The 20722-nt window shown below is 65.9% G+C and carries 22 protein-coding genes and 6 pseudogenes; 10 read left to right on the top strand and 18 right to left on the bottom strand.

Features of this window, described 5'->3' with window-relative positions; genetic code table 11:
* Positions 1-5: 5 nt before the first annotated feature.
* From GNX96_RS06880 to GNX96_RS60915, 6 genes are all read left to right on the top strand, one after another.
* Complete coding sequence (locus GNX96_RS06880) at positions 6-416, top strand: Uma2 family endonuclease (protein WP_163567440.1); 411 nt, start codon at positions 6-8, stop codon at positions 414-416.
* A 253-nt stretch (positions 417-669) separates the two neighbouring features.
* Entirely contained in the window at positions 670-1071 is a 402-nt protein-coding gene (locus tag GNX96_RS06875; protein ID WP_163567439.1) for a Uma2 family endonuclease, read from the top strand.
* Between the two features lie 129 nt (positions 1072-1200).
* Entirely contained in the window at positions 1201-1503 is a 303-nt protein-coding gene (locus GNX96_RS06870; protein WP_163567571.1) for a type II toxin-antitoxin system Phd/YefM family antitoxin, read from the top strand.
* Positions 1500-1913, top strand: a complete 414-nt coding sequence (locus GNX96_RS06865) for a type II toxin-antitoxin system VapC family toxin (RefSeq protein ID WP_163567438.1) — start codon at positions 1500-1502, stop codon at positions 1911-1913. The genes GNX96_RS06870 and GNX96_RS06865 overlap by 4 nt, the downstream gene beginning before the upstream one ends.
* A 176-nt stretch (positions 1914-2089) precedes the next feature.
* A complete protein-coding gene (locus tag GNX96_RS06860) occupies positions 2090-3784 on the top strand; it encodes a PepSY-associated TM helix domain-containing protein (protein WP_163567437.1) in 1695 nt (564 codons plus the stop codon).
* The gene (locus tag GNX96_RS60915) at positions 3781-4275 is read left to right on the top strand and encodes a hypothetical protein (protein ID WP_313885602.1); all 495 of its coding nucleotides are present in this window, start codon (positions 3781-3783) and stop codon (positions 4273-4275) included. Before GNX96_RS06860 ends, GNX96_RS60915 begins: the two co-directional genes overlap by 4 nt.
* On the opposite strand, the gene GNX96_RS06850 is transcribed toward GNX96_RS60915, so the two are convergent.
* A complete protein-coding gene (locus tag GNX96_RS06850; protein WP_313885601.1) occupies positions 4232-4624 on the bottom strand; it encodes an Lrp/AsnC family transcriptional regulator in 393 nt (130 codons plus the stop codon). The genes GNX96_RS60915 and GNX96_RS06850 overlap by 44 nt on opposite strands.
* 83 nt (positions 4625-4707) lie before the next feature.
* Between GNX96_RS06850 and GNX96_RS06845 the strand changes: the two genes are divergently transcribed.
* The gene (locus tag GNX96_RS06845; RefSeq protein WP_279579606.1) at positions 4708-5313 is read left to right on the top strand and encodes a hypothetical protein; all 606 of its coding nucleotides are present in this window, start codon (positions 4708-4710) and stop codon (positions 5311-5313) included.
* Here the strand turns inward: GNX96_RS06845 and GNX96_RS06840 are convergent.
* Positions 5270-6688 carry a methylmalonyl-CoA mutase family protein gene (locus GNX96_RS06840; RefSeq protein WP_279579733.1) on the bottom strand — a complete coding sequence of 473 codons (1419 nt, stop codon included), beginning with the start codon at positions 6686-6688 and terminating at the stop codon, positions 5270-5272. The genes GNX96_RS06845 and GNX96_RS06840 overlap by 44 nt on opposite strands.
* Positions 6588-7280, bottom strand: coding sequence for a methylmalonyl-CoA mutase family protein (locus GNX96_RS49515; protein ID WP_279579605.1), 693 nt, complete (start codon positions 7278-7280; stop codon positions 6588-6590). The genes GNX96_RS06840 and GNX96_RS49515 overlap by 101 nt, the downstream gene beginning before the upstream one ends.
* A gap of 151 nt (positions 7281-7431) precedes the next feature.
* On the opposite strand from GNX96_RS49515, the gene GNX96_RS06835 reads away from it, so the two are divergent.
* Complete coding sequence (locus GNX96_RS06835) at positions 7432-7707, top strand: hypothetical protein (RefSeq protein ID WP_163567435.1); 276 nt, start codon at positions 7432-7434, stop codon at positions 7705-7707.
* Entirely contained in the window at positions 7704-8108 is a 405-nt protein-coding gene (locus tag GNX96_RS06830; RefSeq protein WP_279579604.1) for a type II toxin-antitoxin system VapC family toxin, read from the top strand. Before GNX96_RS06835 ends, GNX96_RS06830 begins: the two co-directional genes overlap by 4 nt.
* Before the next feature lie 161 nt (positions 8109-8269).
* Here GNX96_RS06830 and GNX96_RS06825 read toward each other — a convergent pair whose 3' ends face one another.
* Positions 8270-8665, bottom strand: a complete 396-nt coding sequence (locus GNX96_RS06825) for an STAS domain-containing protein (RefSeq protein ID WP_163567434.1) — start codon at positions 8663-8665, stop codon at positions 8270-8272.
* Positions 8666-8988: 323 nt separating this feature from the next.
* Between GNX96_RS06825 and GNX96_RS06820 the strand changes: the two genes are divergently transcribed.
* The gene (locus GNX96_RS06820) at positions 8989-9366 is read left to right on the top strand and encodes a hypothetical protein (RefSeq protein WP_279579603.1); all 378 of its coding nucleotides are present in this window, start codon (positions 8989-8991) and stop codon (positions 9364-9366) included.
* Between the two features lie 2 nt (positions 9367-9368).
* Here GNX96_RS06820 and GNX96_RS06815 read toward each other — a convergent pair whose 3' ends face one another.
* From GNX96_RS06815 to GNX96_RS06755, 14 genes and pseudogenes are all read right to left on the bottom strand, one after another.
* Positions 9369-9635 (bottom strand): DinB family protein, encoded by a 267-nt coding sequence (locus tag GNX96_RS06815; protein WP_163567432.1) that lies wholly within the window; start codon positions 9633-9635, stop codon positions 9369-9371.
* Between the two features lie 312 nt (positions 9636-9947).
* On the bottom strand, positions 9948-10952 hold the full coding sequence (locus GNX96_RS06810; RefSeq protein WP_163567431.1) for a sigma-70 family RNA polymerase sigma factor: 1005 nt from the start codon (positions 10950-10952) through the stop codon (positions 9948-9950).
* A 73-nt stretch (positions 10953-11025) separates the two neighbouring features.
* A pseudogene (murA, locus tag GNX96_RS06805) lies at positions 11026-12327 on the bottom strand (UDP-N-acetylglucosamine 1-carboxyvinyltransferase).
* A gap of 204 nt (positions 12328-12531) precedes the next feature.
* Positions 12532-12828, bottom strand: coding sequence for a DUF2550 family protein (locus tag GNX96_RS62715; protein ID WP_390623946.1), 297 nt, complete (start codon positions 12826-12828; stop codon positions 12532-12534).
* A gap of 209 nt (positions 12829-13037) precedes the next feature.
* Positions 13038-13223 (bottom strand): hypothetical protein, encoded by a 186-nt coding sequence (locus GNX96_RS62710; RefSeq protein WP_390623939.1) that lies wholly within the window; start codon positions 13221-13223, stop codon positions 13038-13040.
* Positions 13174-13284, bottom strand: coding sequence for a hypothetical protein (locus tag GNX96_RS62705; protein WP_390623945.1), 111 nt, complete (start codon positions 13282-13284; stop codon positions 13174-13176). The genes GNX96_RS62710 and GNX96_RS62705 overlap by 50 nt, the downstream gene beginning before the upstream one ends.
* Positions 13285-13519: 235 nt before the next feature.
* Positions 13520-14973 (bottom strand): annotated as a pseudogene (atpD, locus tag GNX96_RS06790) (F0F1 ATP synthase subunit beta).
* Positions 14973-15936: pseudogene (locus GNX96_RS06785) on the bottom strand (F0F1 ATP synthase subunit gamma). The pseudogenes atpD and GNX96_RS06785 overlap by 1 nt, the downstream one beginning before the upstream one ends.
* Before the next feature lie 3 nt (positions 15937-15939).
* Positions 15940-17600, bottom strand: a pseudogene (atpA, locus tag GNX96_RS06780) (F0F1 ATP synthase subunit alpha).
* A 43-nt stretch (positions 17601-17643) separates the two neighbouring features.
* Positions 17644-18462 carry a F0F1 ATP synthase subunit delta gene (locus GNX96_RS06775; RefSeq protein WP_163567430.1) on the bottom strand — a complete coding sequence of 273 codons (819 nt, stop codon included), beginning with the start codon at positions 18460-18462 and terminating at the stop codon, positions 17644-17646.
* Positions 18462-19045, bottom strand: a pseudogene (locus GNX96_RS06770) (F0F1 ATP synthase subunit B). The gene GNX96_RS06775 and the pseudogene GNX96_RS06770 overlap by 1 nt, the downstream one beginning before the upstream one ends.
* A 23-nt stretch (positions 19046-19068) precedes the next feature.
* Positions 19069-19322 (bottom strand): annotated as a pseudogene (atpE, locus tag GNX96_RS06765) (ATP synthase F0 subunit C).
* Positions 19323-19418: 96 nt separating this feature from the next.
* On the bottom strand, positions 19419-20159 hold the full coding sequence (gene atpB / locus GNX96_RS06760; RefSeq protein ID WP_163567429.1) for a F0F1 ATP synthase subunit A: 741 nt from the start codon (positions 20157-20159) through the stop codon (positions 19419-19421).
* Positions 20156-20611, bottom strand: a complete 456-nt coding sequence (locus GNX96_RS06755; RefSeq protein ID WP_163567428.1) for a hypothetical protein — start codon at positions 20609-20611, stop codon at positions 20156-20158. The genes atpB and GNX96_RS06755 overlap by 4 nt, the downstream gene beginning before the upstream one ends.
* Positions 20612-20722: the final 111 nt, after the last annotated feature.

Here is a 20722-nt window from a genome sequence, read left to right as displayed (position 1 = left end):
GTGCTGTGGATCTACCGTTAACGCATCGCTGGGCCGTCACCGCCATCGAAGACGCCCTGCAGCTCCATCGGCCCAGCGACGCTTATGTCTTCCAAAGCACCGCAGTCCACCTCGCGGACACCACGGTCATTCCGGATTTGCTCGTCGTACAAGAGGAAACACCGTTCCACGGCGATGCGTACGACGCCGGCGGGGTGCTCCTGGTGGTGGAGGTCGTCGGCCAGGCCAGCAGTGCCGTTTACGCGGACAGTGGCGTCCCGTCGTACTGGCGGATCGACCCCGACCTCACCTTGTCCTGCTTCCACCTGCGGGACGGCTCGTACGAGCTGGCCACCGCGGCCGGCCTCGGCGAACACCTCACCGTCGACTTCCCCTGGCCCATCTCCTTCGCCGTCGACCACCTCCGGCTTCCTTAGACCGCGTTTGACGGCCGGCGCGTTTCTGTCGGACCCTCTTCGTACGGTTCGAGATGATCGAGCCGGGAGGAGTACGAGATGATGACGACACTGACGGATGAAGACATGGACCCTTTCACCATTGACGGGCACACGGCGGCCGATCTGTCCCACGAGCCAGAGGACGGGCTCGGCCGCGAGCTGCACGACGGGGTGATCTACGTGGTCCCACCACCATCCAACAAACACCAATGGGCGGAAAGCGCTCTCGAACGTGCGCTGCTTCGGCGCTGCCCGGAGGACGCCTACGTCTTTTCGCGGGTGCGGAGTGCACACCGGCGCCAACCGCTTGTATGTGCCGGACGCGATGGTCGTTAAGGCCAACACCCCGTTCCACGACAACGCGTACGACGCCAGTGGCGTCCTGCTCGTCGCAGAAGTCGTGTCCCCGTCATCGGTCACGATGGACCGGGCAGCGAAACCGGCCGTCTACGCCGAATGCGGCATCCCTTCGTACTGGCGAGTCGACCGCGACCTCACCATGCACTGCTTCGAACTGATCGACGGGGCGTACGTGCCGGTGGCGAAGGCATCTCGCGGCGAAAAGCTCACCCTGGACCACCCATGGCCGGTCACCATCACCGTCGACGACCTGGTCCTGCCACACGAACGCTGAGGGGCGCGGTTTCGTCCGACCCGGCTCCTACGGTGCACGTAAGAGCATCGGAAGGAGCATCACATGGGAAGTGCGAACCCGGTCGACACTGCTAGTCTGTCTAGACAGGACAGACTAGGGAGCGAGCCAATGAACGACCATCTCGGAGATCATTGGCAGGTCCAAGAGGCCAAGCAACGGTTCAGCGAGGTTCTACGCGCCGTTGAGAACAACGGCCCGCAGACGATCACCCGCCACGGCGAGGAGGTCGCGGTCGTCATCGACATCAACGAATACCGTCGCCTCGCCGGTGCCAGAAAGAGCTTCGCCGAACACCTGCTCTCGTTTCCCAAGATGGACGCTGCCGACGGCGAGCCAGACGTGTTCGACGAGATTGAGCGGGAGCGCAAGAAGGACTTCCCACGTGACATCGATTTGGGTGAATGGGAATGAGCTACCTTCTTGACACCAACATATTGTGCGAGTCCAGCAAGCCGCGTCCAAACGCGGGCGTTGTGAGCTGGATGCGGCAGGCCTCAGTCGGCAGGCTCATGCTCAGCGTCGTGACGATAGGTGAGATACGTCGTGGCGTGGAGCGCCTTCGTGCCCGGAATGATCACCCGCAAGCTCGCCGCTATGAGCAATGGCTGGCTGAAACCCAGGACCTGTATAGCGAGCGGCTGATTCCGGTGGACATACGGGTCGCCGAGACGTGGGGCGACATTGATGCGCAACATCCACTCGCGACAACCGATGGGCTCATAGCGGCGACCGCCAAAGTCCATGGCCTGACTGTCATAACCCGCAACACAAAGGACTTCCACACTACTGGAGTTCGCATTCTGAACCCATTTACCAGTTGACCCGACAAATCGGCCTGTCCGGTGGGGGATGTCCTTCGCCACCGGTCAGGCTGCCGCCACCTCTAGACCAGCAGGTAAAGTAAGGCTAACCTACTCACGGTCCGCGTTGCGTGACCGCGGCCGCGGGCCCCCATCCCGACTGGCCGTGCCACACGTACGTACGGAGGGGGCGAGCCGTGAGCGCCGACGTCGAGACGCAGCCGGTGGCCGAAGTCGAGGAGTCGGCGGCGCTGACCCGGACCGAAGCCGCTGCGCGCAAAGTTCGCAGCGGCAGCAAGTTTCGCCGGTGGTGGCGGCGCCGGCCGATGCGTCGGTCGCTGGTCCTAACCCACCGCTGGACTTCGTTGGTGTTGGGGCTTTTCCTGATCGCCGAGACGACCTCCGGCGCGATCGTGCTCTACAACGCCGAGTTTTTCCACGCCACTCACGGAAGTTTCTACCAGCACACCACCTCTGCGCATCCGATCACCGCGCAAACGGCCCTTGAGACAGTGCGAAAGGCGCATCCGGAATTCGGCGCGGCCTGGGTCAGCTCGGACAACGGCGTGTTCGCGATCGGCGACGAGGCGTACGAACACGTTTATGGGGTGGATCCAGGCAGTGGCCGGATCACCGGGCTCGCCGACCTCAACGGCGGCCCGATGGGATTCCTGGTGAACCTGCATGACTGCGGGCTCGGCTGCAAGGGATATCCGGGATATGTGCCCTTCCTCGGCGCCACCATGGAAGGGCTGGGCATCAACTGGCTGGCCACCGTCACCTGGGGCGAGTTCATTCTTTTCGTGCTCGGCCTGCTGATGATGGTGCTGCTCGCGATCTCCGGTCTGATCACGTGGTGGCCAGGCTTTCGGCGGTTCTGGCAGGGCTGGCGGGTACGCACCAAAAAAGGTCGCTTCGCACGGGATTACGACCTGCACAACATCATCGGCATGATCGCGTTGCCGTTCCTGTTCATGTGGGGCCTGACCGGTGCCGCGATCTATGTCCAGCCGGTGGCCAATGTCTGGCTCACGATCACCGGCGGCCACGCCATCGATGAGAGCCGTTTCGACTTCGCCCCACACAAAGTCCCGAAAGGCACGCCGGACATCGGGGTGGACGCAGCCGTACGGGTCGCCCTGCAGCACTACCCGGGCCGGCTGGCTTACCTGACAACACCGGAAAAACTGACGCCCGGCTACTATTCGGTCTCGATCGCCGGATCCTCGTATTCGGCGTACGAATATCGCGCCTTCTACAGCGGTGACACCACGGTCATGGTGGACAGCCACGACCCGAAGAATGTCAAAGTGGTCGACACCAAGGGCGAGCCGCTGTCGAATGTCTTCTACGACAAGGTTTTCGAGGCGCGCCATTTCGGGTGGCTGGTGAATCCGTGGTGGCGGATCATCTGGTTCGTCCTCGGGCTCGCGCCACTCGCGCTGGCGGTGACCGCGCTGTCGACCTGGCTTTTCCGGCACGGCAACAAAAAAAGCGCCGCAGGCACGCGAAAAAGGCCGCCGCCGCGACATGATCGACGCACTTTCCCTTGCGCTCACCGTCACCTGCGCGTTGGCCGGGATCATCATCCTGGGCGCCGCGCTGCTCAAACGCTATCGCTGGCGGGCCGTACTGCCCACGGTGATCATCGTCGAGGCCGCCCTGCTGATCCAGGCGATCCTCGACCTCGCGGGCCTGCTCGGCGGCCACCACCCCGCCGAGCCGGCCACGCATCTCGCGTATTTGGTGACATCGCTCGCCGTCCTGCCGGTCGCCGGCAGCCAGGTGGCCCGCGACAACGGCCGCTGGGCCGCCACCCTGCTGGCAGTCGCGCTGCTCGCGCTCGCGGTTATCGTCGTACGGCTGCAAACGACTTGGCGGCCGGCCGGTGACTGAGCGGCGGGTCGGACCGGGCCGGGTTTTGCTGGGTTTCTACGCGCTTTTCGTGGTCGCCGCCGGTTCACGCAGTGCCGTCCAACTCCTCACCCACGCGAGCCGCGCCCCGATCGCGTACACCCTGTCAGCGGTGGCCGCGGCCATCTACCTGGTCGGGCTGATTCTGTTGTACCAGGCCGAAAAGCACCCGACCCGCAGTCGCGGCCTGGCGACCGGCTGGTGCGTTTTCGAGGTGGCCGGCGTCGTCGCGGTCGGCATCACCAGCCTGGCCTGGCCCGCCGCTTTCCCAGACGCCACGGTCTGGTCCCATTTCGGCAGCGGCTACTTTTTCGTACCCGTCCTGCTGCCGATCATCGCCGCCGGCTGGCTAGTTGCCGGAACCCGGCGAGGAGAAGGGGCGCTCGTCGACGATCCGTTTCATCACGATCGTGGACGTAGTCGTCTTACGCCCGGAAGCACAGCAAGCTTTTCGTCCCGCAGCTGCTGATACGCGCGGCGATGTCGGCGGTTGCGACCCGTACCAGGTAGTCGGGGTCGCCGAAGAGCCGTTCGGCATGGCGCACCTCTGCGACCGTCGCGAGGCTGCTCTCGAACCGCTCGATCGTTCCGGCGTCCTCGCGGTCCATCGTCACGGACACCAGGACCTCGAAACCCAGGCCCAGCGAGGCCGGGTCGACGACAGCTCGATAGCCGCGGATGACGCCCGCTCGTTCCAACTCGCGCAGCCGGCGGTGACAGGGTGCCACGCTGAGCCCGACCCGCTGGGCCAGCTCGGTCACGGTTAACCGTGCTTCCGCTTCCAGCAGAGCAAGAATCTTGCGGTCGATGGCATCCATACGTCGGATACTAGCTCAAAATTGCCTCCCACCGCATAGATTAGCAAGGTTCTGCCGGTCAAATCGGCGTATTCTTGCTGCATATGGAACAGTTTCTCGACTACCTCCCGTTCGCCGCCGCAGCGTTCGGAATCCCGCAGTATCTGCCCCAAATCGTCAAACTCCGGCGTACGCGCGACATCGCAGGCGTGTCCTGGCCATGGGCGACGCTGACGAGCGTTAACAATGCCGCGTGGTTCGGCTACTTCGCGCTGTCCGCCTACTGGACGGCACTGGTGCCGTCGTCGGCCGCATCGGTGCTTGCCGGCACGCTCGCGGTCATGCTCGCCGCCCGCGGCCTGGTCACCGTCCGCGCGGTCCTCGCGATTTGTTGCTGGGCAACAGTTTTAGTCACGTCGTACGCCGTCGGCGGGCTCATTGGCCTCGGCACCGTACTAGCCGCGGCGTCCATCGTCCAGGTCACGCCCTCGATCTGGACCGCCTACCGGACAGCGCATCCCACCGGCATTTCGCGCGGCACCTGGACATTGGTATTCGGCGAGCTCTCGTGCTGGACGGCCTACGGTCTGCACCGGTCGGACCCGCGGCTGATCGCGCTCGGCATTACCGGCGTGGGCGCCGCCGCACTCATGCTCGCCCGGACACTCAGGCGTCCACCGGCAGGCCGCGGGCTTTGCGGATTTGGGTGACGACTCTCGAGAGGATGCCCGTCAGGTCGAAATCCTTGGGCGTGAAGACCTCGGCCACCCCGAGTTCGCGCAGCCGGACGGCATCGGCGTCTGGAATGATGCCGCCGACCACCACCGGCACATCGTCCAGGCCAGCGTCACGCAAGCCCTTCAAGACATCGGGGACGACTGACAGGTGTGAACCGGACAGCACCGAAAGTCCGACGACATGTACGTCTTCCTGTACGGCGGCCGAGACAATCTGCGCAGGCGTCAACCGGATCCCTTGGTAGACAACCTCAAAACCGCAGTCTCTGGCGCGTACGGCCACTTGCTCGGCGCCGTTGGAATGACCGTCCAGGCCCGGCTTGCCCACCAGCATCTTCAGATGGACACCCAGTTCTTCGCCGGTCTTGCGAACTTTCTCTCGTACCGCCTCGATATCGGCGCCGACACCGGCCACGCCGGCCGAGCCGCTGACGCCGGTGGGGGCCCGGTATTCCCCGAAAACCTCACGCAGAGCACCGGCCCACTCCCCCGTCGTGACGCCGGCGCGGGCGCACGCGAGGGTCGGGTCCATCAGGTTCGACGTGCCTTTCGCGGCCTCAGTGAGCGCGGCGAGCGCGTCCTCAGCCGCGGTTCTGTCGCGCGCCGCACGCCACGCTCGTACGGCGTCGATTCCCTGCTGTTCGACTGCTTTGTCGACCGTCTGGATCGCGGTGTCCAGGTCCGCGAGCAGCGGGTTGGGCTCTGTGGTGGTGAATTTGTTGACGCCGACCACCACGTCCTCGCCGGACTCCATCCGGCCGCGCCGGGCGGTCAGCGACCGGACCAGCTCGGACTTCATATAGCCGGACTCGACCGCGGCCACCGCGCCGCCCATCTCCCGCACCCGCCGCATTTCCGCGCGCGCACCGTCCACAATGGCCGACACCTTCGCCTCGACCACGGTGGAGCCAGCAAAAAGATCGTCGTATTCCAGCAAATCCGTCTCGTACGCGAGGACCTGCTGGAACCGTAGCGACCACTGCTGGTCCCACGGCCGGGGCAATCCCAGCGCCTCGTTCCAGGCCGGCAGCTGGACAGCGCGGGCGCGGGCGTCCCTGGACAGCGTCACCGCGAGCATTTCCAGCACGATCCGCTGCACGTTGTTCTCCGGCTGCGCCTCGGTCAGGCCCAGCGAGTTCACCTGTACGCCGTACCGAAAACGCCGCTGCTTGGCATCGGTCACGCCATAGCGTTCCGCGGTCAGCTCGTCCCACAGCTGGACGAACGCCCGCATCTTGCACATCTCCTCAATGAAACGCACGCCTGCGTTGACGAAGAAGGAAACCCGCGCCACCACCCGGCCGATGTCGTCCGCGTTGATCTGGCCGGAGTCGCGTACGGCGTCCAGGACCGCGATCGCCGTGCACAGCGCGTACGCGAGCGACCTCCTGCACGGGTGTCGCGCCGGCTTCCTGCAGATGGTACGAGCAAATGTTGATGGGGTTCCATTTCGGCACCGCGTTCACCGTGTACGCAACGGTGTCGGTGATCAGCCGCAGGCTCGGCCCGGGCGGAAAGACATACGTGCCGCGGGACAGGTATTCCTTGATGATGTCGTTCTGCGTCGTGCCGGCCAGCTGCCGCGGATCGGCGCCCTGCTCTTCAGCGACCACTTGGTAGAGAGCCAAAAGCCACATCGCGGTGGCGTTGATCGTCATCGACGTGTTCGCGTCGGCGAGCGGAATCTGGTCGAAAAGCTGGCGCATGTCCCCGACATGCGTCACCGGCACGCCGACCTTGCCGACCTCGCCGCGGGACAGTTCGTCGTCCGGGTCGTAGCCGGTCTGGGTCGGCAGGTCGAAAGCCACCGACAGACCGGTCTGGCCCTTTTCCAGGTTCCGCCGATAAAGCGCGTTGGACTCCTTGGCGGTGGAGTGCCCCTCGTACGTACGCATGACCCAGGGGCGGTCGCGCTCGTCAGGACTGCTCGGATACGGCACGGGAGGCCACCTTCCGTGGTGCTCGGATGGCCGGAGTCTACTGGCGGGTAACGATTCAGAACCGTGGCAAGAGCTGCCACATCACCCCGTGAGGTTTCGCACACGGCCCCTCGCTACGTAACCCGAGCAGGAACGCATGTACAATGCATGCATGGTGGCGTTGCAGATCCGAGATGTTCCGATCGAGGTCCGCGATGCGCTCGCCGAGCAGGCCCAGGCCCGCGGCCAGTCGCTGCAGGCGTTTCTGCTCGCGTTGGTCGAACGGGAGGCACGCAGAATGCGCAACATGGAGATCCTGCTGCAGATCGACAAGCAATCGGGCGGGTCACGGCTGACCGCCCAGGAGCACGCTGAAATCCGTACGGCCGAGCGCAGTGAACGCGACCGGCGTTTTGAGGCGGCGCCAGGATCCGAGTCAGACCAGTGATCGTCATTGACGCGTCGGTGTTGTGCTCAGCTCTGACCGATGACGGCCACATCGGCCGGTTGAGCAGGCTCGAAATGATGCGCGATGACCATTGGACGGCGCCGGAACATCTTTTTGTCGAGACGTTCTCGGCCATTCGCGGACGTTTGCTTGGCGGCAAGATTAGTGAAGAGCGCGCCAAACACGCCGTCGCGGCACTGGGCGAGCTGACCATCGACCTGATGGACACCACCGCCCTGCTCTCCACCATGTGGGAGCTGCGCGCGAACGTGTCAGGTTACGACGCGGCATACGTGGCCGCCGCCGAGGCTCTTCGCTGTGCGCTGGTGACCGCGGACGGGAAACTCGCGCGAAGCGAAGCCGCCGGCTGCGAGATCCGACTGATTCGCCACCGCACCTGAGGGAAGGTCAAGCCGTGACCGAAAGAAAATGACCGTTGGTGTCTCGGGCCCGAGACACCAACAGCCTTTCTTTTCTTCGGTTGCCCCCGTGGGGCTCTATGTGGTGGTGCTTTCCATAAGGAAGTGGTGCGTTTTCAGATGAAGCTCTATGAAAAATCTGGTCAGGCCGCCGGTCGGACGGTCTCCGACCGCAGCACGCGGTCCAACCCGATAATGCGGAGCAGCCGGGCCACCCGCGGCGGTGTGCCGCGAAGGACCATGGTGCGACCACGGCGGGCGGCCAGGCGCTGGGTCCCAGCCAGCACTCCGAGCCCGGTGGCGTCGACCAACTGCACATCGCTCAGGTCCACAACGAAAGTTCCGCTGCCGACCCCGACCGCGGCGTGCAGCCGCCGCTCACGAACCTCGGTCGCCGTGGATGCGTCCAGGCGACCGTCAACGCAGACGACAGTCAGACCGCCGTCATACCGCTGACGGGGAACGGCCCCCGTTATGCGGGCCAAGGTCAACGTCCCGTCCACCCTGATCCCCCGATCCTCGTCGTTCGAGTCCTGCATGCGCCGGTGTCCTCATCCATCGCGCCTGGTTAGCCCGTCATCTGCCTTGACGCACCAACTCCGGATCGATGACACCGTGTTCGACAATCTGTTCAACAATCTCTTCTACCTATACGACGCTCTGGAACCTGATCTGGTTGCGTCGACATCCATAGCTTGCCAACTGCCACCGACAATTCCATCGACCTACAGAGGGAACCTCTCCCCTAAGGGTGTCCACCTGTGGGGTGAGGGTTCCCCCGGTAGGTCATCCGTTTGACCGATGAGGCACCAATCCATGACTAGTACGCGCGTTTGCGGCCGCGCGATGTCACACTGTCTGGATGGACCTGCTGGTGGCGCTCGTCGTGGTGGCCGTCCTGGCCCTCATTCTGAGGTGGGCGTACGGTTCGCCGCGGCCCAAAGACGCCGAGCTGGCCGAGTTCATGGAGCAGCAGCGGTCGCAGGACCCCACTTCCCACCCCCTGTCCGGTGACCCTGAGCCGCATGAGGCGGCGGTGCCAGACGGCCCGCCAGCGGGCCGCTACGGGCTGCTGGTCGCGGTCGCCCGGGTCGCCACCGAGGCCGACGGGCTGGCTCTGAAGGCGGTGCTGGCGGAGGCGAAGATCCGCGCCACCACCAGCCAGGAGGACGACAGCACGGTGGTGCTGGTCTTCCCCGTCGACGCACCGCGCGCCCGCCGCCTGGTCAGCCAGCGCTAGCGTCAGGGCTGGCGGCCGAGGTAGGCGACCAGCCGGTCGCTGGCGGCGGCCGGGCCAGTCACCCAGACCCGCGGACCGAACAGGCCCGGGCGGTCACCGTCGGCGACCAGCAGCGGCGCGACCTCCAGCAGTTCGGTCGCGAGCGCCCGCGGGATCGGCCGCGGCCGGCCGGTGGCCTGGGCGATGTCCCAACCGTGTACGGCGATCTCGACGGACCCGGCCACCGCGACGACGCAAGCGGTCAGGCCGACGCTTGAGATCTCGATCACACCACCGTCTCCGGGGGTCGTCGCCCACCCCACCCATCAGCCGGGACGCCCGCCAACGGAAAGCCGCCAGCGGGTCGGCGACCGACCCTTCGTCGGGCTCACCGTCGATCCGGCCTTCGTCGATGCCGGTGGTGAGAGCGCTGAGCGAGTCGTTCAGATGTCGTACGAGCGTCCGCAGATCCCACGGCCGACAGGGCGTCGGCCAGGACAGTGACTCGTCGGTCACCATCCGTACGGCACCGAGGGCATAGCTCACCGCCCGCTCCAGCAACCCGACTCCCTCGGTGAACTGGGCGGTGGCCGGCAAGCTGGTCATCTCGGCGCGGCTGACACTGGTAAAGCGGCCGAGTCCGGATGCACGTCCGGCAGACCGAACCTGGCGAACAGGTCGGTGTCGAAGAAGGCCACCATCTTGGCCACCAGGCCGTCCACGATCGTCGGCACCTGCAGCGAGTGCGCGCGATGCACACCTTCGTCGTCCAGGATGTAGAGCGCGAGCGCGGTCTGGCCGTTGGCCTGGGTCGGGATGATCTTGATCGCGCCGGCACCATGCGCGGGGCAGTGCGTCTCGATGAGGCTGACGACGATCGCTTCCCGGCCGCTGAACCACGACAGGTAGGGCGGCATCTGCCAGGTGGCGTCCTGGGTCAACAGCTCCTTGATCGCCACCGTGTCATAGCGCTCGAACGCCGACACCCACTCCTTGAGCAACGCCTTGTCCTGCGGGTTGTCCGGCTCAGTGATGCTGTCCTGCGCCGGCGACACCTCTTCCAGCTGCGCACGCGCGCGCTGCAGGGCGCTGTTGACAGCGGCCGTACTCGTCTCCAGCAGCTCAGCCACCTCCGCGGCACGCCAGGCCAGCACGTCCCGCAGAATCAACACGGCCCGCTGCTTCGGGGGCAGGTGCTGCAGCGCGGCGATCAGCGCCAACCGGATGCTGTCCCGGGAAGCGACGACCGCGGCAGGGTCCGCCGGTGTCTCGACCATCGCGTCCGGCATCGGCTGCAACCAGCTGACCTCCTCCGAGGACGCCAGCTCACCGGTGGGATTGTCGGAGGCCGCGCCAAGGTCCGCCGGCAGCGGCCGGCGCTTGCGGGTGTCGAGCTCGGTCAGGCACGTACGCGTGGCGATCCGATAGAGCCACGTACGCAAAGACGATCGACCCTCAAAGTTGTCGTACGCCCGCCAGGCCCGGATATAGGTCTCCTGCACCAGGTCCTCGGCCTCGTGCACCGAACCGAGCATCCGATAGCAGTGCGCCAGCAGCTCACGCCGGAACGGGTCCGCCAGGCGTACGAACTCCTCGTTGTCCGACATCGCTCTCCCTCACCGTCTGTTTGTCTCCACCATTACAGACCAGCGGGCGCGGCAAAACTCATCGGTCGTTCTTTCAGAATTCCAGCGCGAGTTCGTCGTCCGGCACGTCGACCCGCTGCACGTCCGCGCCCAACCCCTGCAGCTGCGGGACGAAAGCCGGGTAACCCCGGTCGATGTGGCGGATGTCGGACACCTCGGTGACGCCGTCGGCACACAGGCCGGCCAGCAGCAGGCCCGCACCGGCCCGGATGTCGTGCGCGGTCACCGGTCACCGGGCCCGGAGAGAGCTGGTCGCGGCCGCGTACGACCGCGTGGTGGCCGTCGGTGCGTACGTCCGCGCCGAGCCGGGCCATCTCGTTGACGAACATGAACCGGGCGTCGAACACGTTCTCGGTGACCATCGACGGGCCGTCGCTGACGGCGGCCAGCGCGATCGCCATCGGCATCAGGTCGGTCGGGAAACCCGGATAAGGCAGCGTGACGACATCGACGGCCTTCGGGCGGTGGTCCATCTTCACCCGGAAGCCGTCCTGCTCAGCGCTCACCTGCGCGCCGGCGGTGCAGATCTTGTCGAGAGCGATCTCCAGATTCCGCGGATCGGCGCCGCGTACGAGCACGTCGCCGCGGGTCATGGTGGCCGCGACAGCCCACGTGCCAGCCACCATCCGGTCGCCGACCGTACGGTGGCGGACCGGCTTCAGCTCCGGCACACCCTCGATGAGCACGGTCGACTCGCCGGCGCCGGAGATCTTCGCGCCCATCGCGATCAGCATGCCGCAAATGTCCACGATCTCCGGTTCTCGGGCGGCGTTGTCAATCACCGTCGTACCGTCCGCCAGCGCCGCCGCGCTCACCAGGTTCTCGGTGGCGCCCACGCTCGGGAAGTCGAGCCAGATCGACGCGCCGTGCAGCCGGTCGGCCTCGGCGATCACGAAGCCGTGCTCGCTGGACACCTTCGCGCCCATCCGCTCCAGCCCGTCGATGTGCATATCCAGCCCACGCGACCCGATCGCGTCGCGTCGCCCGGATAGGCCACCTTGACCCGACCACGCCGGGTCAACAGCGGACCGAGCACGCAAATCGAGGCCCGCAGCCGACGAACCAGGTCATAGTCGGCCTCGGTGCCGGGCTCCGCCGGCACGTCGATGGTCAGCTCGTCCTCGACCCACTCGACCTCGCAGCCCAGCCTCCTGAGCAGCTCCGCCATGATCGTGACATCCAGGATGCGCGGCACGTTCTCGATGACCGTACGACCTTCGGCCAACAACAGCGCCGCCGCCATCAACTTCAGAACACTGTTCTTGGCACCGGCGACAAAAACCTCGCCCTCCAGCCGCGCCCCGCCCCGCACCCTGATGATTTCCACCCGGCCCATGGTAGGCGGACCCGCCCCCTGCCCCCTTTCACCCCTCACTCTTACGTGCCCGCCAACAACAGGCTCGACGTCGAGTGCGGGACAAAACCCCACACTCGACGTCGACTGCGGCACAAAGTCCCGCACTCGACGAAAAAATCGGCCCGCTACCCAACCGGCATCCCCGTTGTCGAGTCAGCACAACAAAAAATGGCCCCCTCCTCGTTACCGGGAGAGAGCCTCGTACAAACAAAAAAACCTAACTGGCCGCGCGATCGGACAAAAAAACGGCGCCCCCGGCGCGGCAGCCTCAAGCCACGAAAGAAACCCGGTCAACGCACCATCCGCGAGCGCCACCTCGATCCGGGAACCACGATCGGAACAGACCAGCACGATCGCGCCGGGCGGCAGAGCCAGCGTTTCCGGGCCGGACGGTGACCGGCGGCGCAGAATTTCCATGCTGGGCCGCAGAAACAGCCGCTTGGGCCGCGGCCACAGGCTGAAGATCCGGAACCACTGCAGCTCGTCGCCGGAGAACCGTCCGACGCCGAACGCCCAGCCCCACCCGCGGCCGGGTGGTGGTCAGCCGGACGCTCATCTCGACGGTTCCGCCGGAGCGACGAAGCAGGTGCCGGCGGGTGTAGATGGCAGCGAGCAGCGCGACCGCGGCAATCACCACCAGGGCGGCTACCTCGATGAACTGCATCTCCCGGCCGCCGGCTTCTCGGCTGCTAGCTCGCCGAGCTGGCGGGAACTTCCGCCGGCTCCGCCGTCTCGGCGAGGATGGACACCCCGTCGGAGTCGACCGACAGGAAACCTCCGTGCACGGTGAAGACCTTCTCACCGTCACGGGTCTTGATTCGCACCTCACCGGGGTCGACCAGTTGGCCGAGCAGCGGAATGTGCCCAGGCAGCACTCCCGAGCTCTCCCTCGGTGGTACGCGCGCGAACCATCTCAGCCTCGCCGGAGAAGATCATCTCCTCCACCGCGACGAGTTCCACGTGCAGTTCCGCCACTTGAGCTCCTTTACCGCGATTTAGCGTGAGTCTATCGGCGATTCAGCAAGTTATGTGTGACAGGAATGATTGTCACCAGACATGCTGGAAGTCGACTAATGGCTGCTATTTGGCGAATGGTCGGTTTGTTGCCCTGGCACGTGACAGCCCGGCAGTCGAACCACGACTGCCGGGCCGTCAACGCGTACGAGAACATTTAGCCCTGCAGTTCCTTGGCTTTGCGCTCCACGTCCTCCAGGCCACCGCACATGAAGAAGGCCTGCTCTGGCACGTGGTCGTAGTCGCCCTCGCACAGCCGCTTGAAGGCGTCCACGGTCTCGTCCCGGGACACGAACGAGCCGTCCAGGCCGGTGAAGGCCTTGGCCACGAACGTGTTCTGGGACAGGAAGCGCTCGATCCGACGAGCCCGGCCGACCAGCACCTTGTCCTCTTCGGACAGCTCGTCGATGCCGAGGATCGCGATGATGTCCTGCAGGTCCTTGTAGCGCTGCAGGATGACCTTCACCCGGGAGGCCACGTCGAAGTGGGCCTGCCCGATGTACTGCGGATCCAGGATCCGCGAGGTGGAGGTCAGCGGGTCCACCGCCGGGTAGATGCCCTTGGCCGAAATCGGCCGGGACAGCTCGGTGGTGGCGTCCAGGTGGGCGAAGGTGGTCGCCGGCGCCGGGTCGGTGTAGTCGTCCGCCGGTACGTAGATCGCCTGCATCGACGTGATCGAGTTGCCTCGCGTCGAGGAGGTGATCCGCTCCTGCAGCTGACCCATCTCATCGGCCAGGGTGGGCTGGTAACCCACCGCGGACGGCATCCGGCCGAGCAGCGTGGAGACCTCGGAACCGGCCTGGGTGAACCGGAAGATGTTGTCGATGAAGAGCAGCACGTCCTGCTTCTTCACGTCGCGGAAATACTCCGCCATCGTGAGGGCGGACAGCGCGACCCGAAGACGAGTGCCCGGCGGCTCGTCCATCTGGCCGAAGACCAGCGCGGTCTTGTCGATGACACCGGTCTCGGTCATTTCCTCGATCAGGCCGTTGCCCTCACGAGTACGCTCGCCGACACCGGCGAACACCGACACGCCACCGAAGTTCTCGGCGACCCGGTAAATCATCTCCTGGATGAGCACGGTCTTGCCGACACCGGCACCACCGAACAGGCCGATCTTGCCGCCGACCACGTACGGGGTCAGCAGGTCGAGCACCTTGATGCCGGTCTCCAGCATCTCGGTCTTGGGCTCAAGCTGGTCAAACGGCGGCGGGTCGCGGTGGATCGGCCAGCGGTCCTTGATCTCCAGCTTGGCCGGCTCGATGTCCAGCGGCTCGCCCAGCACGTTGAAGACGTGGCCCTTGGTCACGTCGCCGACCGGCACGGTGATCGCGTTGCCGGTGTTGCGCACCTCGGAGCCGCGGACCAGGCGTCGGTCTGCTGCATGGAAATCGTACGCACCACGTTGTCGCCCAGGTGCTGTTCGACCTCGAGGGTGAGCACCTGCGTCTGCTCACCCAGGGTCACGTCCACCTTGAGGGCGTGGAACAGGTCCGGCATGGCGTTGCGCGGGAACTCCACGTCCACCACGGAGCCGATCACCTGGACGACCCGGCCGCTGGCCAGTTCGCCCTCGGCCGCGGCCGAAGTCTGGTCAAGAGTCGATGTCACTAGTCTTCACTCCCTGCCGCCGCGAGCGCGTTCGCGCCACCGACGATTTCGCTGATCTCCTGGGTGATTTGCGCCTGCCGCGCCTGGTTCGCCTCGCGGGAGAGGTTCTTGATCAGATCCTCGGCGTTGTCGGTCGCCGACTTCATCGCCTGCTGTCGGGCAGCCGACTCCGAAGCCGCCGCCTCCAACAGCGCGGCGAAAATCCGGGTGTTGACGTACTTCGGCAGGATCGCCGACAGCAGCTCGTCCGCTTCCGGCTCGAACTCGTACTCCGGCAGCAGCTTGTGCTCGGCGCCCTCTTCGACGTACTCCACCTGAAGTGGGGCGACGATCTTGGCCGCCGGGGTCTGGCTGACCATCGAGTGGAATTCGGTCGACACGATGTGCAGCTGGTCGATGCCCGGCACACCGTTCGGCACGTTCGCCAGCTCGCTGGCGTCCACAGTGGACTCGCCGCCGGCGGTGAACGCGGCGATCAGGGTTTCCCCGGCGATCCGCGGCGATCCGCGCGTTCTCGAACCGAGGCTGCTCGCTGAACCCGGCCCACTGCGCCGCGATCGGCCGTTCCCGGAACCGGAAGTACGCGATGCCCTTGCGGCCCATCACGAACAACACCGGCTCGACGTTGTCCTCCCGCAACCGGGAGAACAGCTGCTCGGCCTTGCGCAGCACGTTCGCGTTGTAGCCGCCGGCGAACCCGCGGTCACTGGTGACCACCAGTACGCCGGCCCGCCGAACCTGCTCGCGAGGCACCAGCAGCAGCGGGTGCGTGAGGTTGCTGGCATTGGTCGCCAGCGCGGTCAGCACCCGAGTGATCTCCTCGGTGTACGGCCGAGCCGCGTCCACCCGCTGCCGGGACTTGACGATCCGGGAAGCGGCGATCAGCTCCTGGGCCCGGGTGATCTTCTTGATCGACTGAACAGATCGGACCCGGTCACGGATGATCCGTACGTTGGCTGGCATGGCCTAGTCGTCTTCCGGCTTCGGCTTGTTGACCTTGACCGACTCCGACTTCTCCGAGCCCTTGGCCAGCGCGTCGGCCTTGGCCTCGGTGCCGGCCCTGGTGCCACTGGCACCGCCGCTGAAGCCGTTCTTGAAGTCGTCGATCGCGGTCTTGAGCGTCTCCAGGCCATCGGAGGGCAGCTTGCCGGTCTCGTCGACCGTCGAGACGAAGCCGGGGAACTTGCTGTGTACGTACGAGATGAACTCCTGCTCGAAGTTCTTCACGTCCTCGACCGGGACCTCGTCGATGTTGCCCGAGGTGCCCGCCCACAGCGAGATGATCTGGTCCGGCACCGAGAACGGCGCGTACTGGCCCTGTTTGAGCAGCTCCAGCAGACGCTCACCGCGAGCCAACTGCTGCCGCGAGACCTTGTCCAGGTTCTCCGTACCGAACTGGGCGAAAGCCTCCAGGTCGCGGTACTGCGCCAGATCCAGCTTCAGGGTCTTGATGACATCCTTCATCGCCCGGGTCTGCGCGTCGCCACCCACCCGGGAAACCGACAGGCCCACGTTGATGGCCGGCCGCTGGCCCTGGTTGAACAGGTCCGACTCCAGGAAGATCTGGCCGTCGGTGATGGAGATGACGTTGGTCGGGATGTACGCCGAGATGTCGTTGGCCTTGGTCTCGACGATCGGCAGACCCGTCATCGAACCACCGCCGAGGTCGTCGGACAGCTTCGCGCAACGCTCCAGCAGCCGCGAGTGCAGGTAGAAAACGTCACCCGGGTAGGCCTCGCGGCCCGGCGGGCGGCGCAGCAGCAGCGACACAGCGACACCGCGCGGTACGCCTCGGCCTGCTTGGACAGGTCGTCGAACACGATCAGGACGTGCTTGCCCTCGTACATCCACTCCTGGCCGATGGCCGAGCCGGTGTACGGGGCGAGGTACTTGAAGCCGGCCGGGTCGGACGCCGGCGACGCGACGATGGTGGTGTACTCCATCGCGCCGGCCTCTTCCAGCGCCAGCTTGATGCTGGCGATGGTGGAGGCCTTCTGGCCGATCGCGACGTAGATGCAGCGGACCTGCTTCTTCTCGTCGCCGGAGGCCCAGTTGTCCTTCTGGTTGATGATCGTGTCGATCGCGACCGCGGTCTTGCCGGTCTTGCGGTCACCGATGATCAGCTGGCGCTGACCACGGCCGACCGGGGTCATCGTGTCGACCGCCTTGATGCCGGTCTGCAGCGGCTCGGACACCGGCTGCCGCTGCACGACGGACGGGGCCTGCACCTCCAGCGGGCGGCGGCGCGGGGCCTCGATCTCGCCCCGGCCGTCCAGTGGGGCGCCCAGCGGGTCGACGACCCGGCCCAGGAACTCGTCACCGACGGGAACGGACAGCACCTCACCGGTACGGCGGACCTGCTGGCCCTCCTCGATGTGGCTGTAGTCACCGAGGATGACGGCACCGATCTGCCGCTGCTCAAGGTTCAGGGCCAGGCCACGGATGCCGTTTCCGAAGTCCAGCAGCTCGTTGGTCATGGTGGACGGCAGGCCCTCAATGTGGGCAATGCCGTCGCCGGTGTCGGTTACTACGCCGACTTCCTCGCGGGAGACGTCGGGCGCGTACGACGAGACGTACCGGTCGATCGCCCCACGGATCTCGTCCGCCGAGATGGTCAGTTCGGCCATCGTTTCCCTCTACTATCTTCTCGCTCGGGTGATGGAATGCGCTTTATCGGGTGAGCCCGTTGCGGGCCTCGGTGATCCGCCGCAGAATGCTGCCGTCGTAGAGGTCGTCCCCGACCGCCACGACCGCGCCGCCGATGATCGACTCGTCGATCTCGACCAGCACCGAGATGTCCCGACCGTAGATCCGCCGCAGCGAACCGGCCAGCCGGCTCTCCTGCTCGTCGGTCATCGCGGTGGCCACCCGTACTCGGGCGACCGACCGGTTCCGCCGCTCGGCGGCCAGTTCGACCAGCCGATCCAGCCCGGCCGAGAACGGCCGACCACCGAGGCCGGTGACCGCACGGGCGACCAGCTTGAGGGTCTGTGGCGCGACCTTGTCGCGCAGCAGGCCCTCGGCCAGCTCGATCCGCTTGCGGACCGGCCGCATGCCGTCCTCCAGCTCGGAGGTCAGCTTGCTGTTCGCCTCGGCGATCCGGGCGAACCGGAACAGCTCGTCCTCGACATCGGCCAGCTTGCCGGCCCGCTCGGCGGCGGCCAGGGTGGCCTCCACCGAGGCGAGCTCGGCGGCGTCGATGAGGTCGTGCGGCGCGGACCACCGGGAAGTGGCCAGCCCGCGCAGCAGCTTCAGCGTGGGCTCGGCCAGCTGGCTGCCGAACAGGTCGTTCACCAGGCCTTCACGGGCCTCGTGGGTACGGGACGAGTCGGCCAGCGCACGGCGCAGGCCGACCTGACCGGCGAGCAGGTCGGCCACCGCGCCGAGTTCGTCCGCCACCCTCTCGGTGACGGCGTCGTCGGCGTCGGCGACCAGCTGTTCGAGCCGCTCGTGGCTGGTCGCCAGGGCGTCCCGGCTCGCTGCCCGCATCAGCTCTGCCCAGCCGGCAGCTTGGCACCGGCCTGCAGCCGCCCGTCGACGGTGTCGACCTGGGCCAGGAAGCGGTCGATCGTGCCACTCTGGCGGGCCTCGTCGGCCAGCGACTCACCGACGATGCGGGCCGCCAGGTCGACCGAGAGACGACCGATGTCGTCGCGCAGCTCGCGTACGAGTGCGTCCCGCTCAGCCGACAGCTGCTCGCGACCGCGCTCCACAATCCGGTCCGACTCGGCCTGCGCCTTGGTCCGCAGCTCCTCGAGATCTGCGCGCCCTGGGCGCGTGCGTCGTCGCGGATCTTGGCCGCGTTGACGCGAGCCTCCTCGATGGCCTCTTCGTACTTCGATTGGGCCTTGGCGAGGCTTTCCTCGGTTTCCTTGGCCTGCTCGACCTGCTTGCGGATCATCTCCTGCCGGTCGTTCATCGCCTTGGCCAGCGGTGGCACGACGTACTTCCACAGGATGACCAGGATGATGATGAAGGCGATCAGCTCGACGAAGAAGGTCCCGTTCGGAAGGATCGGGTTGTTCACTTCCTCGGCCAGCACCGAGGTGACTGGTGCGGCAAGAAAAGCCATGGGACTACCTCCGCTCGCTTAGGTCAGACCACGCCGTTGGCTACGACGTACACGAAGACGATCATGAAGGCCAGGTTGATGAAGTACATCGCCTCGACCAGACCGATGGTCAGGAACAGGATCGGGAAGAGCTGGCCGCGGGCCTCGGGCTGCCGGGCGATGCCGGAGATGGTCGCGCTGCCGCCAGGCCGTCACCGACCGCGGCGCCGATCGCGCCACCAGCCAGGGCCACGCCACCGCCGACCAGGGCGCCGGCGACGGCGATCGCGTGATCAATCGATGCCATTTTGGATCCTCTCGCATTTGCTTGCACTGCAACGAAAAAACAAAGGGGACTGCCAGTACTGACGGGAAAACGGGTATCCGCGGTCGGTCAGTGCTCCTCCTCGGCCATCTGGAATCCGAAGTAGAGGATGGTCAACAGGGCGAAAATAACCGCCTGCAGGACACCGATGAACATGTCGAACAGCTTCCAGGCGATGTTCGGCAGCCAGGTGCCCCACCAGGGAATCAGCGCGATGATGCTGAGCATGATGCCGCCGGCGAAAATGTTGCCGAACAACCGCAAAGCCAGCGTGAACGGCTTCACCAGCTCTTCGATGATGTTGATTGGGGCCAAAAACGCCGCGTGCCCCTTGACGGTGTCCTTGATCCAGCGGCCGAAACCCTTGCGCCGGATCGTCATCACGTGCATCAGGATGATGGTGAACAGGCCCAGCGCGTACGTCAGGTTCACGTCCGCCGTCGGGGCCGGCAGCAGGTGGAAATTCTCGTTCCACTGGGTCGGCAACAGTTCCAGCCAGTTGCAGATCAGGATGAAGAAGAAAATCGAGACGGCGAGCGGCACCACGAAGGGCGCCACCTTCAGTCCGACGTTTTCCTCGACCTGGTCTTCGATCTGACCGATCACGGTCTCCCAGAGGATCTGTGGCTTGGACGGCACTCCGCCGGTCGCCTTGCGGGCGATCAGCAGGCCCATCGCGACCACGATCGCGCCGGCCAGCACCGTGGTCCAGATGGTGTCCAGGTTGAAGGTCCATCCACCGATGGTCGCCTGGATGTGGTGGCCGACCTGGATACCGTCTCCAGCGGCCGCAAGGGGGGTGGTGATCATGCCCTCCGGTACTCCTTGATCAGTGGCATGGACGCGACGATGAGCATGATGACCTGGAAGACGACGGCGAGGCCACAGATCACGCCCAGACCGTCCGGTCGCAGCAGCAGCACCGGCCCGATGCCCAGCACCGTGATGAGTCCGATCCGGGTCAGCGCGCTGACCATGAACTGCTTCTTGGCGACCAGCTCACCGCCCTTGGCGTACTGCACGACCGCACGCTGGGTCAGGTGGGTGTTGAGGGCGCCCAGGGCGAGCCCGAGCATCACCAGCAGGCCGGCGACCGGGTGGCCCACCACGGACAGCACCGCGAGCGCGATGCCACCGATCGGGATCGCCACGATCGCGCCGATCCGCAGGTTGCGGGCGGTGTGGTGGGGAATGGCGGGGACGGCGAGGGCCAATGCCTCGGCGGCGTCCGGCGGGGGTTCGATAGGGGTCTTGTTATCCATAGGCCTGTCACTGTCCAGTTCGGTCTATTCGTCGCTGCCGTACTAGCTTTCAAGAACGGCGGATCTAAGTCCGCGTGAGCCCCGCCCACATGTCGATGCCAAGCCCGATGA

The organism is Fodinicola feengrottensis (genome assembly GCF_010993775.1).
In the GTDB taxonomy this organism is placed as follows: Bacteria; Actinomycetota; Actinomycetes; order Mycobacteriales; family HKI-0501; genus Fodinicola; species Fodinicola feengrottensis.
Note: the sequence above shows the minus strand (reverse complement) of the source record. Positions and strands in the feature narration are given on the sequence as shown.